The sequence below is a fragment of the Acidovorax sp. GW823-FHT05D11 genome, from assembly GCF_058795695.1.
The window spans coordinates 2,900,903-2,917,367 of sequence record NZ_CM179502.1; the positions used below are offsets into that span (position 1 = coordinate 2,900,903).

The window sequence follows — 16,465 nt, forward strand, 5'->3', positions numbered from 1 at the left end:
TATGCTCCTTGTCCGCTCACAGTGGGATGTTGCCGTGCTTGCGCCACGGGTTTTCGAGCTTTTTGTCGCGCAGCATCACCAATGAGCGGCAGATGCGCTTGCGTGTCTCGTGCGGCAGGATCACGTCGTCGATAAAGCCGCGTGCACCGGCCACAAACGGATTGGCAAAACGCTGCTTGTATTCGGCCTCACGCGCAGCCAGCTTCACGGGGTCGTTCTTGTCCTCGCGGAAGATGATCTCCACCGCGCCCTTGGCGCCCATCACCGCAATTTCAGCGTTGGGCCAGGCCAGGTTCACGTCGCCGCGCAGGTGCTTGGAGCTCATCACGTCGTACGCACCGCCGTAGGCCTTGCGGGTGATGACGGTGATCTTGGGTACGGTGCACTCGGCATACGCGTACAGCAGCTTGGCGCCGTGTTTGATGATGCCGCCGTACTCTTGCGAGGTGCCAGGCATGAAGCCGGGAACGTCCACAAACGTGACCACCGGGATGTTGAACGCATCGCAGAAGCGCACAAAACGCGCGGCCTTGATGGAACTCTTGATGTCCAGGCAGCCCGCCAGCACCAGCGGCTGGTTGGCCACGATGCCCACGGTCTGGCCTTCCATGCGGGCAAAGCCGATGAGGATGTTCTTGGCGTACTCGGGCTGCAGCTCGAAGAAGTCCCCGTCGTCCACGGTCTTGAGGATCAGCTCCTTCATGTCGTAGGGCTTGTTGGGGTTCTCGGGCACCAGGGTGTCCAGGCTCAGGTCCATGCGGTCGGCCGGGTCGTTGCTGGGGCGCACCGGGGCTTTTTCGCGGTTGTTGAGCGGAAGGTAGTTGTACAGGCGGCGCAGCATCATCAGCGCCTCCACGTCGTTCTCAAACGCCATGTCGGCCACACCGCTCTTGGTGGTGTGCGTCACGGCGCCGCCCAGTTCCTCGGCCGTGACTTCTTCGTGCGTCACGGTCTTCACCACTTCGGGGCCGGTCACGAACATGTACGAGCTGTCTTTCACCATGAAGATGAAGTCGGTCATGGCGGGCGAGTACACGGCGCCGCCGGCGCTCGGGCCCATGATCATGCTGATCTGCGGAATCACGCCGCTGGCCAGCACGTTCTTCTGGAACACGTCGGCATAACCGCCCAGCGAGGCCACGCCTTCCTGGATGCGCGCGCCGCCCGAGTCGTTGAGGCCGATGACCGGTGCGCCGACCTTCATGGCCTGGTCCATCACCTTGCAGATCTTTTCGGCGTGCGTTTCGCTCAAAGCACCGCCGAACACCGTGAAGTCCTGGCTGAACACGAACACCAGGCGGCCGTTGATCATGCCGTAGCCCGTCACCACACCGTCGCCGGGGATCTTGTTGTCCTCCATGCCAAAGTCGGTGCAGCGGTGCTCGACGAACATGTCCCATTCCTCGAACGTGCCGTCGTCCAGCAGCAGCTCGATGCGCTCGCGCGCCGTGAGCTTGCCCTTGGCGTGCTGCGCATCGATGCGCTTTTGCCCGCCGCCCAGGCGTGCCAGCGCACGCTTTTTCTCCAGTTGATCCAGGATGTCTTGCATGGTCGTCCTTTGGTGAATTCGGTGGTTTGTTTACTATTTATTTGATAGCTGCTTGCGCTTGATGGGATTGCGCCAGCAGCAGATTTCGTGCTGCAGTGGATGCCGCGATGCGCCCGGCTGCCACATCGGCCTGCATCTGGGGCAGCAGCTCCCTGACCTGCGGATGCTGGCGAAACGCGAGCTTGAGGCCCGCGTCGATGCGCTCCCACATCCAGGCGAGCGATTGTTTTTCGCGCCGCGCTGCCAGGCGGCCGTTGGTGGACTGCATGTCGCGAAACAGCGCCACGGTGGTCCAGAAAGCATCCACCCCCTGCCCCAGCAGAGCGCTGATCTGCAGCACGCGCGGTTGCCACAGCGCGCCGTGCGTCGCGTGGTCAGGGTTGCCGTGCATGCCGAGCAGGCGCAGGCTGGAGGTGATCTGCGCCTCGGCGCGCGTGGCGGCGTTCTTGTCGATGTCGGCCTTGTTGATGACCACCAGGTCGGCAATCTCCATCACGCCCTTCTTGATGGCCTGCAGGTCGTCGCCCGCGTTGGGCAGCTGCATGAGCACGAACATGTCCGTCATGCCCGCCACCGCGATCTCGCTCTGGCCCACGCCCACGGTTTCGACGATGACCACGTCGTAGCCCGCGGCCTCGCAGACCAGCATGGCCTCGCGCGTCTTCTCTGCCACGCCGCCCAGCGTGCCGCTGGAGGGGCTGGGGCGGATGTAGGCCTTCTCGTGCACCGACAGGTGTTCCATGCGCGTCTTGTCACCCAGGATGGAGCCGCCCGAGACGGTGCTGGAGGGGTCGATGGTGAGCACGGCCACGCGATGGCCCTGGCCGATCAGGTACAGGCCCAAGGCTTCGATGAAGGTGGACTTGCCCACGCCGGGCACGCCGCTGATGCCCAGGCGAAACGCCTTGCCGGTATGGGGCAGCAGCTGCGTGAGCAATTCATCCGCCTGGGCGCGGTGGTCCGCCCGCGTCGATTCGAGCAGGGTGATGGCCTTGGACATCGCGCGGCGCTGCGTGGGGCCGGGCTGGCCAAGCACACCTGGATAGAGGTTCATGGCGACATCCTCGCGGCGGCCTTCTCGAATGCGGGGCTCCACCGGTACTCCAGGTCGAACTCCTGCTCCTCCACCAGTTGAAAGCCATTGCGCACGTAAAAGCGGTTGGCGCCACTGCCGCGCAAGGCGCCCAGGGTGATGTCCTGGCCCAGCGCCCTGCCCTGTGCCTTGGCCCACTCCAGGGCCCACGCCCCGGCGCCCCGGCCCTGGCGACCGGGTCGGACGTACAGGTGGTGCAGCCTCATGCGTGCGGGGTCCGCATACGGGAGCAGCGTGAGGTAACCAATGCGCTCGTCACCTGCCACGATGTGCCGCATATAGGCCGGCACAAAGGCATCGCGAAGCCTTTCCCGCACCCGCACGGGGTCAAAGCGTCCCAATCGCTCCAGGCTTTCGCGCATGGCCTCTGCACGCAGGTCGGCCATGGACTCAAAGTCTGCTTGCGCAACGCTTTCAAAGCCAAACATGGGATGGCGAAAAGGCTCGGAAGGAAAAGGCGAACTCAAGCGGTAACCGCCTTGCGAATCTGCTCCAGCACATCCTTGGCGCTGGCCGGAATCGGCGTGCCCGGGCCGTAGATGCCCTTCACGCCCGCTTCGTACAGGTGCTCATAGTCCTGCGCCGGGATCACCCCGCCCACGAACACGATGATGTCGTCCGCGCCCTGGTCCTTGAGGGACTGGATGATGGCGGGCACCAGTGTCTTGTGGCCGGCGGCCAGCGTGCTCACGCCCACGGCGTGCACGTCGTTTTCAATCGCCTGGCGCGCGCACTCCTCGGGCGTCTGGAACAGCGGGCCCATGTCCACGTCGAAGCCCAGGTCGGCAAACGCGGTGGCCACCACCTTGGCGCCCCGGTCGTGGCCGTCCTGGCCCAGCTTGGCGATCATCACGCGCGGGCGGCGGCCTTCCTTTTCGGCAAATTCGTTGATCTCGGTCTTGAGTTTGTCCCAGCCTTCGGCCGAGTCATAGGCTGCTGCGTACACACCGGTCACCTTTTGCGTATCGGCGCGGTGGCGCCCAAAAACCTTCTCGAGCGCATCCGACACCTCGCCCACCGTGGCGCGCAGGCGCACCGCCTTGATGGCCAGGTCGAGCAGGTTGCCTTCGCCGCTTTCTGCTGCGGAAGCAAGAGCATCCAGCGCTTGCTGTACAAGGTCTGGATCGCGTTTTGCACGGATATTTTTCAGGCGCTCGATCTGCCCGTCTCGCACCTTGACGTTGTCGATCTGCAGGATATCGACCGGGTCTTCCTTGGCCAGCCTGTACTTGTTGACACCCACGATCACGTCCTTGCCGCTGTCGATGCGCGCCTGCTTCTCGGCGGCGGCGGCCTCGATCTTGAGCTTGGCCCAGCCGCTGTCCACGGCCTGGGTCATGCCGCCCATGGCCTCGACCTCCTCGATGATCTTCCAGGCGGCATCGGCCATGTCCTGGGTCAGCTTTTCCATCATGTAGCTGCCGGCCCAGGGGTCCACCACGTTCGTGATGTGCGTCTCTTCCTGGATGATGAGCTGCGTGTTGCGCGCGATGCGCGAGGAAAATTCGGTGGGCAGCGCGATGGCCTCGTCCAGCGCGTTGGTGTGCAGGCTCTGCGTGCCGCCAAACACGGCCGCCATGGCCTCGATGGTGGTGCGCACGATGTTGTTGTAGGGGTCCTGCTCCGTCAGGCTCCAGCCGCTGGTCTGGCAGTGCGTGCGCAGCATCAGGCTCTTGGGGTTCTTGGCGCCGGTCTCTTTCATGATGCGGCACCACAGCAGGCGCGCCGCGCGCATCTTGGCCACTTCCAGGTAGAAGTTCATGCCGATCGCCCAGAAGAAGCTCAGGCGGCCGGCGAACTCGTCCACGTCCATGCCCTTGGCGATGGCGGTCTTCACGTATTCCTTGCCGTCGGCCAGCGTGAAGGCCAGCTCCAGCGCCTGGTTGGCGCCAGCTTCCTGCATGTGGTAGCCGCTGATCGAGATCGAGTTGAACTTCGGCATGTTCCTGGCCGTGTACTCGATGATGTCGCCAATGATCTTCATCGACGGCTTGGGCGGGTAGATGTAGGTGTTGCGCACCATGAACTCTTTCAGAATATCGTTCTGAATCGTTCCGGAGAGCTTGTCCTGGCTCACGCCCTGTTCTTCCGCCGCCACCACGTAGCCCGCCAGCACCGGCAGCACGGCGCCGTTCATGGTCATCGAGACCGACACCTTGTCCAGCGGGATCTGGTCGAACAGGATCTTCATGTCCTCCACCGAGTCGATGGCCACGCCGGCCTTGCCCACGTCGCCCGTCACGCGGGGATGGTCGCTGTCATAGCCCCGGTGCGTGGCCAGGTCGAACGCCACCGACACGCCCTGCCCGCCTGCGGCCAACGCCTTGCGGTAGAAGGCGTTGGATTCCTCGGCGGTGGAAAAGCCCGCGTACTGGCGGATGGTCCAGGGGCGCACCGCGTACATGGTGGCCTGGGGGCCGCGCAGGTAGGGCTCGAAGCCGGGCAAGGTGTTGGCGTATGGCAGGCCGGCCGTGTCCTGCGCGGTGTACAGCGGCTTGACGGTGATGCCGTCGGGCGTGACCCAGTTGAGGGCGCCGACGTCGCCACCCGGTGCCGACTTGGCGGCGGCCTTGGCCCAGGCTTCGAGCGAAGACGCGGCGAATTCGGGAGTGTGGTTGGGGGGGGTGTCACTCATGGCGAAAACTTCTCCGAAGATGGCGTTGCAGGCGTAAAACGGCGCGGGGACGGTTCCCAATGTGGCGGCGAGTTTACATCATTTATAATTATTGATTCAAAATATTCCTCTGAGCTTACAATCCGCCCCATGTCTGCCCTTACCCTCACGCCGCGTGCCCTGTACGAAGAAGTCGCCGAGCAATTGCGCCAGCGCATCTTCCGCCGTGAGCTGGAGCCCGGCAGCTGGATCGACGAACTCAAGATCGCCGAGGAATTCGGCATCAGCCGCACCCCCCTGCGCGAGGCGCTCAAGGTGCTGGCCGCCGAAGGCCTGGTCACGATGAAGGTGCGCCGTGGCGCCTATGTGACCGAAATGTCCGAGAAGGACCTGCGCGATGTCTACCACCTGCTGAGCTTGCTGGAGAGCGATGCGGCCGGCGTGGTGGCCGCCACCGCCACCGCGGCGCAACTGCAGGCGCTGCAGGACCTGCATGCCGAACTGGAGGCGGCCTCCGGCGAACGTGAACGGTTCTTTGCCGTGAACGAGCGTTTTCACATGCTGCTGCTGGAACTGGCCGACAACCGCTGGCGCAGCCAGATGGTGGCCGACCTGCGCAAGGTGATGAAGCTCAACCGCCACAACTCGCTGCTCAAGCAGGGGCGGATCGAGGACTCGCTGAACGAGCACCGCGCCATCCTGGCGGCGATGGTGGCGCGCGATGCCCAGGCCACGGCCCGCGCCATGCAGGCCCATTTCGCCCACGGCCTGGAAGCCGCGACCTGACCGGGCATTCAGCCAGCCACTTCCACGCGGTTGCGGCCCCCGGTCTTGGCCGCGTAGAGGGCTTCGTCCGCTCGGTGCAGGAGCTCGTCAAAGCTGCTGTCCCCCTCGTTCTTCAAGGCCACGCCCAAGGAAATGGTCATGGCCAGCGGCAGTCCGTCCACCGAGAGCGGGCGGGTGGCTACCAGCCTGCGCAGCCTCTCCCCGGCGGCCCGCGCGGCCCGGCTGTCCGCGGCGTCCCACAGCACCACGAACTCCTCTCCGCCGTGGCGCGCCGCGAAGTCGGCCCCACGGCAGGAGGCCTGCAGGTGCCCGGCGACATGCCTGAGCGCCACGTCGCCCACCGCATGCCCATGGCAATCGTTGATGGCCTTGAAGTGGTCGATGTCGATCAGCGCCAGGGCCAGGCCGCCCCCGCGCGCACCCGCCTGCGCGAAACGCTGTTCGCCCACCGCAACCAGGGTGCGGCGGTTGGCCAGGCCCGTCAGATAGCCCGTTGACGCGGCCAGCTCCCACTGGCGGCCGATGCGCTGGGAGCACATCAGCAGGAAGCCGGTGGTGCCCACCACGGGCAGGATGGCGGTGATCATCGGGCTGGCCATGTTGATCCAGGCCCCATCTCCCGTGACATCGAACGACGGGCTCACGCCCTTGAGCAGGAAGTAGCCCGCGCGAAACACCGTGAACGCCGCCACGGCGGCAAACAGGCTGGCCATCACCCGGCGGCTGCGCGCGCCGTCATGCGACTTCTGCGAGGCCAGCAGCGCGAAGCATGCCAGCAGCAGGAAGGCGCAGCTGCCCGACAGGATCAGCACGCGCATGCCCGTGTGCGGCCGTGCGATGGCGAACCAGGCAATGCCGCCAATCCCCACGATCGCAGGGGCCAGCAGCCAGAGCCTGTCCGGCAGCCCATAGAACTGCCGCAGCGCGCGCCAGTAGCCGGTGCACCCCAGCAGCACGAGCCCATTGGCCATGGGCGATGCCAGCCCCAGCGGCAGCCGGTACTGCACCGCGTACAGCACCGCGCTGGCGGCCAGCAGCAGCGTGGCCGTGCGCCAGGTTCCCGCGCTGGGCCGCAAGGCCTCGGGAAAGTCGTTGCGCATCAGCCCCAGGACCCAGCCATTGGCCAGCATCATCAGCGTGGCGACGATAAAGATGGTGATGGGGTCCATGGCGGAAGGGCGCGGTAGAGACGGCGGTCCGGGCAGCGGCGGGAGATGGAGAGGAAGGGGTCGGCACGCCACGGTGATGCCATGGCTGTGCGAGGGACGTGCGAGCGAGCCTGTGCGGATTGTGGCCGAGGCGCCGCGCCGGTGCCACGGATTTCGCGCGGCACGGGGCACACTGGGGCCCATCATTCCACAAACCGGAATGCACCATTTGCAACGCAACAGGGTGTTGCGCCCCGCCCTGGTGCGGGCCCGGTCGTTATGATCCCCCGGGTTTCCACCGAGGCAACGGCGCGGCCCGCGCCCGACGCCGCCACCGCCGCCGAGTTCGATGACCCCCTCCCTTCCCGATATCGCCAGCGTCCAGACGCTGCCGCAGCTTCTTGCCTTGCGCACGGCCCTCACCCCGGACGCCGAGGCCTACCGTGCCTTCGACACCACCGCGCAGGCGTGGGCCAGCCTGACCTGGCGGCAGACCGCGCAGCGCGTGGCCGAATGGACGCAGGCCCTGGCCGCCATGCAGCTGCCCGCGGCCGCGCGCGTGGCCATCCTGCTGCCCAACGGCCTGCACGCCATGTGCGCCGACCAGTCCACCCTGGCCGCCGGCTGCGTGCCGGTGCCGCTGCACGCCATCGACAACCCCGGCAGCATCGCCTACATCCTCTCGGACTGCGAGGCCTCGATGCTCATCGTGGCCAGTGCCCAGCAATGGGAGAAGATCCGCGACACAGGCACGGAATTCCCCGCGTTGCGCGCGGTGATCGTGACCGAGCCGGACGCCGCCTTCGCCGCCACCCCGCCCTCGTCGCACGGCCCCGCCGTGGGCTCGCTGGCGCAGTGGCTCGAAGGCGCCGCACAGGCAGCGCAGCAGGCCTTGCCCCCCGCGCCCGGCCCGGACGATCTCGCCGCCATCGTCTACACCTCGGGCACCACCGGCAAGCCCAAGGGCGTGATGCTCACGCACCGCAACGTGGTCAGCGACGTGAAGGCCGTGCTGGAGCGCATCGCGCCCACGGTGGACGACGTGTTCCTGTCGTTCCTGCCGCTCTCGCACACGTTCGAGCGCACGGGCGGCTACTACCTTCCCATCGCGGCAGGCAGCTGCGTGGCGTATGCGCGCTCCGTGGCCCTGCTGGCCGAGGATCTGAAGACGGTGCGCCCCACGGTGCTGGTCTCGGTCCCGCGCATCTACGAACGCATCCACGCCAGGCTGCTCGAAAAGCTCTCGCCATCGCCCTGGAAAATGCAGCTGTACGAGGCCGCACAGAACAGGGGCTGGGCCCGCTTCTGCGCGGCGCAGGGTTTGCCGGCGCCCGCCCCCGAGGCCGGCAAGCCCGCGGGAGGCTGGATGGCCGCACTGCCCTGGCCGCTGCTGCAAGCCCTGGTGGCCACGCCCTTGCTGGCCCAGTTTGGCGGCCGTGTGCGGGTGGCCGTGAGCGGCGGCGCCCCGCTGTCGCCCACCATCGCCAAGTGCTTTCTGGGCCTGGGCCTGCCGCTCATCCAGGGCTACGGCATGACGGAGACGGCGCCCGTGGTGTCCGTCAACGCACTGCACGACAACGATCCGGCGTGCGTGGGCAAGGCCTTGCCCGGCGTGGAAGTGCGCATTGGCGAGAACCGCGAACTGCAGGTGCGCGGCCCCATCGTCATGAAGGGCTACTGGAAGCGGCCCGAAGACACGGCACGCATCCTCGGCCCCGACGGCTGGCTGGGCACGGGCGACCAGGCGGACATCGTGGGCGGCCGCATCTACATCAGGGGGCGCATCAAGGAAATCATCGTCACCTCCACCGGCGAAAAAGTGCCGCCCGGGGACCTGGAGCTGGCGCTGCTGGCCGATCCGCTGCTGGAGCAGGCCTTCGTGGTGGGGGAAAACCGCCCCTTCATCGCCTGCGTGGCCGTCCTGCAGCGCGACGAATGGCAGCGCCTGGCGGCCGACCTGGGCCTCTCCGCGCAGGACGCCGCCAGCCTGAACCACCCCAGCGTGCACCGGGCCGTGCTGGCGCGCATCGAAAAAAACACCGCCAGCTTCGCCCGCTATGCAGTGCCCCGCGCCGTGCACTGCACGCTCACGCCCTGGACGATCGAGAACACCTTCATGACGCCCACGCTCAAGCTCAAGCGCAACAACCTGATGGCGTTCTACGCGGAGGCGATCGAGGGGATGTACCAGAAGCCGGGCGGGCGATAGACAGACAGACAGGCAGGCAGGCACGAAAATCCGCCCGCCATCGCCAGTCCCCCGCCCGCAGCGCATGGGGGCCGGGCTTCCTCTGCCCGCCGGGGCCGCGCTGGGGATCAGCCGCCTGTTGGCTCACCGGCCTGCTGGTCCAGTCGCAGCAGGCGGCAAGGGTGTGTTGTTTTGGGATGGGATCTACGCCGCCATGGCCGTCCAGCCCGCCTCTGCCGCATAGGCCGCGCCAAACCGGTTCGCCAGAAAGTCCCGCAGCCGCACCGACTCCTGCCCCACGAACCCCTGCTGCGGCAGCCGCCCCTGTGCCACCAGGTCCAGCGCCGTGCAGATGCCCGCCGCCGTGGTGAGCTGGATGGCGCTCAGCGTGTGCCCTGCCACCTGGCTGCCGACGATGCGGGCGGAATACGACTCCTGCACCAACCGGCCTCCACGCAGGCCCGCGGCGGTGGCGAAGATGACGATCACATCCTGGTCGGTGGTGGGAACCGCGGTTTCCAGGATGTCCTTGAGCAGGTCGCGCCGGTCGCGCAGGCGCAGGTCGTTGAGCAGCAGTTTCAGGATGGCGCAATGGCCGGGATAGCGGATGGACTGGTAGTCCACCTGCCGCGCTTTCCCGGACAGTGTCTCCGTCAGCGTGCCCAGGCCGCCCGAAGTGTTGAAGGCCTCGTATTCCACGCCGTCGAGCGCGAAGGTCTCCAGGCCCTCCAGCGCCGGCACGGTGGTGCGCACACCATCCACGATGGCTTCGCAGGGGTTGCAGTATTCGTTGAGGAGGCCCTCGGTGCTCCAGGTCAGGTTGTAGCGCAAGGCGCCCTGCGGGTAGCGCGGCAGCGCCCCCACGCGCATGCGCAGGGTGTGCAGCGTGTCGAAGCGGCGGGCCAGGTCGTTGCCCACGACGCCGATGAAGCCTGGCGCCAGGCCGCACTGGGGCATGAGCACGCTGCGGGCACTGGCGCCGAGTGCGCGGATGGCCTGGGTGCTCGCCACGTCCTCGGTCAGGTCAAAGTAGTGCACGCCTGCGGTTGCGCACAGCGTGGCCACGGATACGGCGCGGTGAAACGGCAGCGCGTTCAGCACGGCGAAACGGCCGTCGATGACCGCCTTCAGGCTCGCGTCGTCCGTCGCCAGCCGGGTGGATACGCCCAATGCGGCCACTTCGGCCAGGCGCGCCGGGTCACGGTCCACCACCAGGATGTCGTAGTCGCCAGCCTGCTGCAGCAGCAGCGCCATGGCAAAGCCGATGTGGCCCGCGCCGAGGATGGTGATGGCACGACGGGCGGCGGTGCTGGAAGTGGTGGAAAGGATGGTCATGGCGGTGCTCCCGGTGGTGCCCACCGCGTGAAGCGGTGAGAGGTGTTGCAGATGCCTTGATGCTAGGCAAGGGCGCTGTCAATGTGTAGTGCTTATATCGTCGAAAACTGCTCTTTGTTTTTTCATAACGGCGAATATGATGGACGTTATGACTTTCTGGAGAAATTGCCCATGACCCAGGCCCTGGACGACACCGACCGCCAGCTGCTGAGCCTGCTCCAGGCCAACGCCCGCGAGGGCACGGCCACGCTGGCGCGCAAGCTGGGGCTGGCCCGCACCACCGTGGTGGCGCGCATTGCACGGCTGGAGCGCTCGGGCGTGGTCGCGGGGTACGGCGTGCGGCTGGGGGCCCGGCTCGATGCCACCACCGTGCGCGCGTGGTGCTCCATCAGCGTGTTGCCCAAAACAGCGCCCGCCGTGTTGCGCGCGCTGGAGGCCATGGCCGAGGTCGAAGAGGTATCCGCCGTGAGCGGGCCGTTTGACTACCTGGTGTTCCTGCGCTGCACGAGCCATGAGCAGCTCGACACCCTGCTCGACAAGGTGGGCCAGCTCGACGGCGTGCACCAGACGCAGACCAGCATCGTGCTCAGCCGCAAGATCGACCGGCGCAGTGTGGGGGTGTGACGGCGGCTGCCGCCAGCGCATTCACTTCAATTTTCATAGCTGCCAGCGCTTTATGGATAAGCCCCAGAGGCCCATTTCATTGAAAAACCTTGACAGGCAACTCAGGCGTCGAACTGCGCCGGGTTCTTGCCCTGGATGGGCGCGTAGAACGCCTTGATGCTCGCTAGGTCGCGTTCCACATCGCCCGTGGGCTCGAACACAGGCCCCAGGCCTCCCACCTTGCGGCCGTAGTCCACGAAAGCCAGCACGATGGGCACGCCCGCCTGCTGGGCGATGTAATAGAACCCCGTCTTCCAGTGCCGCGTCTTGCCGCGCGTGCCCTCGGGCGGCACGATCAGCTGCATGGGGCCGTCCGCGTCCCGCATGGCCTGGGCCGAGCTGGCCACCAGGTTGTTCGCCTGCTCCCGGTTCACCGGAATCCCGCCCAGCCAGCGCATCACGCCGCCAAACGGCGCCCTGAACAGGCTCTGCTTGCCCATCCAGTACACCCGCAGGCGCAGCGAAAACGCCAGCATCAGCGTGTACGGCAGATCCCAGTTGCTGGTGTGGGGGGCGGCGATCAGCACGCTCTTGGCGGCGTGGGCGGGCAAGGCTCCCTCCACCTTCCAGCCCGTCAGGCGCAGGGTGGCGCGCGAGAAGGCGCGCAGCAGCGTGTTGACAACCGGCGTGTCAAAAATCGTGTGGTGCATGGGGAAACAGGGGCAGGCGACGCCCGCGCAGAAGGCGGCTGCAAGGCAGCCAGTCACCCGGCAGGCATGGGGCAGGAACATCAAAAAGCGCCGCGAGTATCGCCGATGCGGCCTTGGCCCCGCCTTGCGGCAGGACAAGGCTTGGCGCCTGTCGCCACGGCGGGGACGCGGGGCGCTTTCATTTTGATAGCGGCAAGCGCTTGTGGATCAAGCGGCAGCGTCCTTTTTTTCTCATGGCCACAGGCTGGCGCGGATCGTTGGCCAATGGGATAATCACGGCCCTCCCCTGCAGCCTCCGTCGCCCGCCCCGTCCGGGCGTGCCGCTGCGGGCCTTTCCCCCGTTCTCCTTGCCTGTTTGCCTGCTGTGGAATCCCCCGCTTTGAGCCCCTGGCGCATGTCCGTCGCGCCGATGATGGATTGGACCGACCGCCATTGCCGCTACTTTCACCGCCTGCTGACGCGCCAGACCTTGCTGTACACCGAAATGGTGAATGCGGGCGCGATCATCCACGGCGGCACCGAGCGCCACCTGCGCTTCAACACGGAAGAGCATCCCGTGGCCCTGCAGCTGGGCGGCAACGAGCCCGACAAGCTGGCCCACGCCGCGCGGCTGGGCGAGGAATGGGGCTATGACGAGATCAACCTGAACTGCGGCTGCCCCAGCGACCGGGTGCAGCGCGGCGCGTTTGGCGCCAGCCTGATGAAGGCGCCGCAGCTGGTGGCCGACTGCGTGAAGGCCATGAAGGACGTGGTGGCCGTGCCCGTGACGGTCAAGCACCGCATCGGCATCGACAAGCAGGAAGACTACGGCTTCGTGCGCGACTTCATCGGCACGGTGGCCGAGGCGGGCTGCACCGTGTTCATCGTGCACGCGCGCAACGCGTGGCTGCAGGGCCTGTCTCCGAAGGAGAACCGCGACATCCCGCCCCTGCGCTACGAGGTGGTGCACCAGCTCAAGGCCGAGTTCCCGCAGTTCACGATCGCCATCAATGGCGGTATCCAGGCCGACGAGGTGGTGCTGCAGCAGCTCGAACACCTCGACGGCGTGATGATCGGCCGCGAGGCGTACCACAACCCCTGGTGGATGGCGCGCTGGGACCAGCTCTACTACGGCAGTCAGGGTGGCACGCCCTGCCCCCTGACCCGCGAAGAGGTCGAGCTGGCCATGGTCGAGTACATGGAGCGCGAGGCCGCACAGCATGGCACGCCCTGGCCCCACATCGCCCGCCACATGCTGGGCCTGCGCCACAGCCTGCCGGGCGCCCGCGTCTGGCGCCAGGTGTGGAGCAACCACCTGCTCAAGGACCGCCCCGCGCGGGAAGTGCATGCGCTCGCGATGCAGTCGTATGCGCCGTCCGCTGCCGCACAAGCGGTGGCATAGCGCGGTTCACGCCCGCGGCGCCTGTCTGGCCAGCCAGGTTTCCAGAGGCTCTGGCCTCCCGAACAGATAGCCCTGCAGGCAGTCGCACTGGCTGTCGGCCAGGAAGTCCGCCTGGGCGCGGGTTTCCACGCCCTCCGCCACCACGCGCAGGCGCAGGTGGCGGGCCACGGAAATGATGGACTGCACGATGGCGGTGTCGTCCGGGTCGTCGGGCGTGTCCTGCACGAAGCTCCTGTCGATCTTGAGTTCGTACAGCGGCAGCCGCTTGAGGTAGGCCAGGCTGGAGTAGCCCGTGCCAAAGTCGTCGATGGAAAAGCGCACGCCCAGCCGCACGATCTCGGTCATGCGGGCAATGGTGTCGTCCAGGTTCTCGATGAGAAGGCTTTCCGTGACCTCCAGGATGAGGTTCGCCGGCAGGGCGCCGGTGCGGGCCAGCACATGGCGGATGCGCTCCACGAAATCGTCCTGGCGGAACTGCCGCTGGCTCACGTTGACCGACAGCGACAGGCTGTGCCCCGCCGCCTGCAGGCGCGCCAGGGTTTCGCAGGCCTGCTGGATCATCCAGTCCCCCATGCGCAGAATGAGCCCCGAACTTTCGGCGATGGGGATGAAGCGGCTGGGCGGCACGGCGCCGCGCTCGGGGTGGTCCCAGCGCATCAGCAACTCGCCGCCGACCACCGTCCCGGCCGCATCCACCTGGTTTTGCACGAAAGCGGCCAGCTGCCCTTCCGCGTGGGCCTGCTTGAGGTCCTGCTCCAGGGCCAGGCGCTCCTGCACGTCGGACTGCATCGCAGCCTCGTAAAAGCGGACGCGGTTGCGGCCCAGGTCCTTGGCGCGGTACATGGCCGTGTCGGCCTCGCGCAGCAGGTCCTCCACGCCCTCGTCCCGCTGGGGAAACAGCGTGATGCCGATGCTGCCGGTGCTGCTGTAAAGATGGGTGTCGATGGTGTAGGGAGCCTCCAGCGCCAGCCGCATCTCCTCGGCCATCTGCAGGGCGGCCCGGCCGGCGGATTCCATGTCGGAGGCCAGGTTGTGCACGAGCACCACGAACTCGTCCCCGCCCAGGCGCGCTACCGTATCCCCGGGGCGCAGCCGCTGCACGAGGCGGTCGGCCACCTGCATCAGCAAGGCATCGCCCAGCGTGTGGCCGCGCGCGTCGTTGATCTGCTTGAAGTTGTCCAGGTCGATGTAGAGCACCGCGCCGACCTGGGCCGCTTTGCGGGCACTGCGCAGCGCCTGTTCCATGCGGTCGAGCAGCATGCGCCGGTTGGGCAGGCCGGTGAGTCCGTCGAAGTAGGCGAGCTGATGGGTGCGCGCCTCGGCCAGCTTGCGTTCGGTGATGTCGCGCGACAAGGCGATGAACCGTGGCCCGTCGCCCGGCGCCGCGCTTTCCTTGCGCGCAATGGACAGCTCGAACCAGTGCGTGGTGCCATCGAGTTCCAGCCGGTACTGCTGGCCGGTGGAATAACCGGTGCGGTGCGCCTCCTGCAGCGCGGCATGGCAGCCAGCGGCCGCCTCGGGGGGCACCACGTCCGTCACGAGCCGGCCAAGGAACATCTCGGGCGGCAGCGCCAGCAGCTCGGAGCGCGCCGACCGGTAGTGGTGGATGCGGCCGTCCAGCCCCAGTTCAAAGAGCAGGTCGGGAATCGCGTTGAGGGTGCTTTCCAGGTCGTCGCGCGTGGCCCGCAGCGCGGCCGTCATGTCCAGCGCCAGCGCCACCGCCCTCTCGCGCCCCGTGGCCAGCAGCCACGTGAACCACGCCAGCAGCAGGCTCAATGCCGTGCCCATCACGGCCACGGGCAGGTGGCTGTTGTCCTCGTGACGCAGCTCGAACGCGGGCAGTGGCGACATCTGCAAGGTCCAGCGCCGCCCGCCAAACTTCAGCTCCCGGGTGGCCTGAAGCCCTGGGGCTTCCGCGGCGGGGGCCTGCGCCGCGGGCTCGGTGTTGGTGAACAGGCGCGTGCCGGATGCCGTGGGGCCCGGCACCATGCCGTCGAGGATCTGAAACCCGATGTCCGAATCGAACTCCCTGGCCATGCCGCGGACCACATCGGCGATGCGAAAAGTGGCGCTGACCCAGCCCACCAGTCCCGCACGCCGGCCATCGCCAGACCGCATGTCGGCCACGGTATCGTGCAAAGGCAGGTACATCGCCAGGCTTGGCTCGCTGTCCGGGCGAAGCGCCAGCGGGCCGGACAGCGCCAATTCGCCCGTGAGGCGGGCCCTGTCGAGCGCCTCCCTGGCGGCGGGAACCGTCAAGGTGTCGAAACCCAGGGTGTCGAGGTTGCCACCTTCCAGCGGCTCGACATGGGTGATGGGCGCGTAGAGGGGCCGCGCTCCTGCGGGCCGCACGCTGTAGCCCGGAAAACCGCGCGTGCGCATGTCGTGGGTGTGCGCTTCAAGGGCCGAGGCGGGCAACTGCAGGATGAGCGCGATGCCCTGCAGGCCGGGCCGGGTCTCCTGCAGCTGCAGCGCGCCCACATAGGCTTGAAACTCTTCACGGTCAATGCGCTCCGACCCTTCGAAGTACCCCTTGACCCCGCGCAGCACCACCTCGTACGTCGCGAGGCGGTCCGCAAGGTTGTAGGCGATGTGGTCAGCCGCCACCTGGAAATTCTGCTCGCGCTTGGCCCGCGCGCCGCGCTCCTCGCTCTGCCAGTACAAAAAGGTCAAACCGAGCATGAGTGCCGCGACCAGGGGTGGCAGCACCTCGGCCAGCCACCGCTGGCTGGCGGCGCCGTCCAGGCGCGAAGCCTCGCGCACGCCATCAGCCGCCGCAGGCGGGCCCCCTGGGGGATGCGGCGGCGGGGTCATGGCTTTCCTGGCCTTGCCGGGAAGGGCGTGGGGGACGGCGGATGGGACAAGGCGTGCAGGTTCCCTTGGACAGGTGGGGACAGATCGGCACCATTATCGGCCCCGGCCCCCCGCGGCAAAGAGGCAGGGGCGTCCCCACGGGCTTTCCGTACATCCTGCATCAGGCTCCGGCGCCGTGGCGGATATGCTTGCATGGACAGGCGCCACGCCAGCCCACCGATCCGAACCCACCCAGAACGCAGAG

The 16,465-nt window shown here is 67.2% G+C and carries 12 protein-coding genes; 4 read left to right on the forward strand and 8 right to left on the reverse strand.

Going from position 1 to position 16,465, the window contains the following annotated elements; genetic code table 11:
* Positions 1-16: 16 nt before the first annotated feature.
* From AC3RCE_RS13505 to scpA, 4 genes are all read right to left on the reverse strand, one after another.
* Entirely contained in the window at positions 17-1,549 is a 1,533-nt protein-coding gene (locus AC3RCE_RS13505; RefSeq protein WP_056062687.1) for an acyl-CoA carboxylase subunit beta, read from the reverse strand.
* A 37-nt stretch (positions 1,550-1,586) separates the two neighbouring features.
* Positions 1,587-2,603, reverse strand: a complete 1,017-nt coding sequence (gene meaB, locus AC3RCE_RS13510) for a methylmalonyl Co-A mutase-associated GTPase MeaB (RefSeq protein ID WP_492253232.1) — start codon at positions 2,601-2,603, stop codon at positions 1,587-1,589.
* Positions 2,600-3,028 carry a GNAT family N-acetyltransferase gene (locus AC3RCE_RS13515; protein WP_218294992.1) on the reverse strand — a complete coding sequence of 143 codons (429 nt, stop codon included), beginning with the start codon at positions 3,026-3,028 and terminating at the stop codon, positions 2,600-2,602. The genes meaB and AC3RCE_RS13515 overlap by 4 nt, the downstream gene beginning before the upstream one ends.
* A gap of 77 nt (positions 3,029-3,105) precedes the next feature.
* Positions 3,106-5,277, reverse strand: coding sequence for a methylmalonyl-CoA mutase (scpA, locus tag AC3RCE_RS13520; RefSeq protein WP_492245976.1), 2,172 nt, complete (start codon positions 5,275-5,277; stop codon positions 3,106-3,108).
* 129 nt (positions 5,278-5,406) lie between these two features.
* On the opposite strand from scpA, the gene AC3RCE_RS13525 reads away from it, so the two are divergent.
* Positions 5,407-6,042, forward strand: coding sequence for a GntR family transcriptional regulator (locus AC3RCE_RS13525; RefSeq protein ID WP_492253233.1), 636 nt, complete (start codon positions 5,407-5,409; stop codon positions 6,040-6,042).
* 8 nt (positions 6,043-6,050) lie between these two features.
* On the opposite strand, the gene AC3RCE_RS13530 is transcribed toward AC3RCE_RS13525, so the two are convergent.
* On the reverse strand, positions 6,051-7,211 hold the full coding sequence (locus tag AC3RCE_RS13530; protein WP_492253234.1) for a GGDEF domain-containing protein: 1,161 nt from the start codon (positions 7,209-7,211) through the stop codon (positions 6,051-6,053).
* 328 nt (positions 7,212-7,539) lie between these two features.
* Between AC3RCE_RS13530 and AC3RCE_RS13535 the strand changes: the two genes are divergently transcribed.
* The gene (locus tag AC3RCE_RS13535; RefSeq protein WP_492253235.1) at positions 7,540-9,399 is read left to right on the forward strand and encodes an AMP-dependent synthetase/ligase; all 1,860 of its coding nucleotides are present in this window, start codon (positions 7,540-7,542) and stop codon (positions 9,397-9,399) included.
* Between the two features lie 183 nt (positions 9,400-9,582).
* Here the strand turns inward: AC3RCE_RS13535 and AC3RCE_RS13540 are convergent, their stop codons facing one another.
* Positions 9,583-10,713 (reverse strand): saccharopine dehydrogenase family protein, encoded by a 1,131-nt coding sequence (locus tag AC3RCE_RS13540; protein WP_492253236.1) that lies wholly within the window; start codon positions 10,711-10,713, stop codon positions 9,583-9,585.
* 171 nt (positions 10,714-10,884) lie between these two features.
* On the opposite strand from AC3RCE_RS13540, the gene AC3RCE_RS13545 reads away from it, so the two are divergent.
* Entirely contained in the window at positions 10,885-11,337 is a 453-nt protein-coding gene (locus AC3RCE_RS13545; RefSeq protein ID WP_218338559.1) for an Lrp/AsnC family transcriptional regulator, read from the forward strand.
* 101 nt (positions 11,338-11,438) lie between these two features.
* On the opposite strand, the gene AC3RCE_RS13550 is transcribed toward AC3RCE_RS13545, so the two are convergent.
* On the reverse strand, positions 11,439-12,026 hold the full coding sequence (locus AC3RCE_RS13550) for a lysophospholipid acyltransferase family protein (RefSeq protein WP_218294985.1): 588 nt from the start codon (positions 12,024-12,026) through the stop codon (positions 11,439-11,441).
* 394 nt (positions 12,027-12,420) lie between these two features.
* On the opposite strand from AC3RCE_RS13550, the gene dusA reads away from it, so the two are divergent.
* Positions 12,421-13,407 carry a tRNA dihydrouridine(20/20a) synthase DusA gene (gene dusA, locus AC3RCE_RS13555; protein WP_492253237.1) on the forward strand — a complete coding sequence of 329 codons (987 nt, stop codon included), beginning with the start codon at positions 12,421-12,423 and terminating at the stop codon, positions 13,405-13,407.
* A 6-nt stretch (positions 13,408-13,413) separates the two neighbouring features.
* On the opposite strand, the gene AC3RCE_RS13560 is transcribed toward dusA, so the two are convergent.
* On the reverse strand, positions 13,414-16,221 hold the full coding sequence (locus AC3RCE_RS13560) for a bifunctional diguanylate cyclase/phosphodiesterase (protein ID WP_492253238.1): 2,808 nt from the start codon (positions 16,219-16,221) through the stop codon (positions 13,414-13,416).
* Between the last annotated feature and the right edge of the window lie 244 nt (positions 16,222-16,465).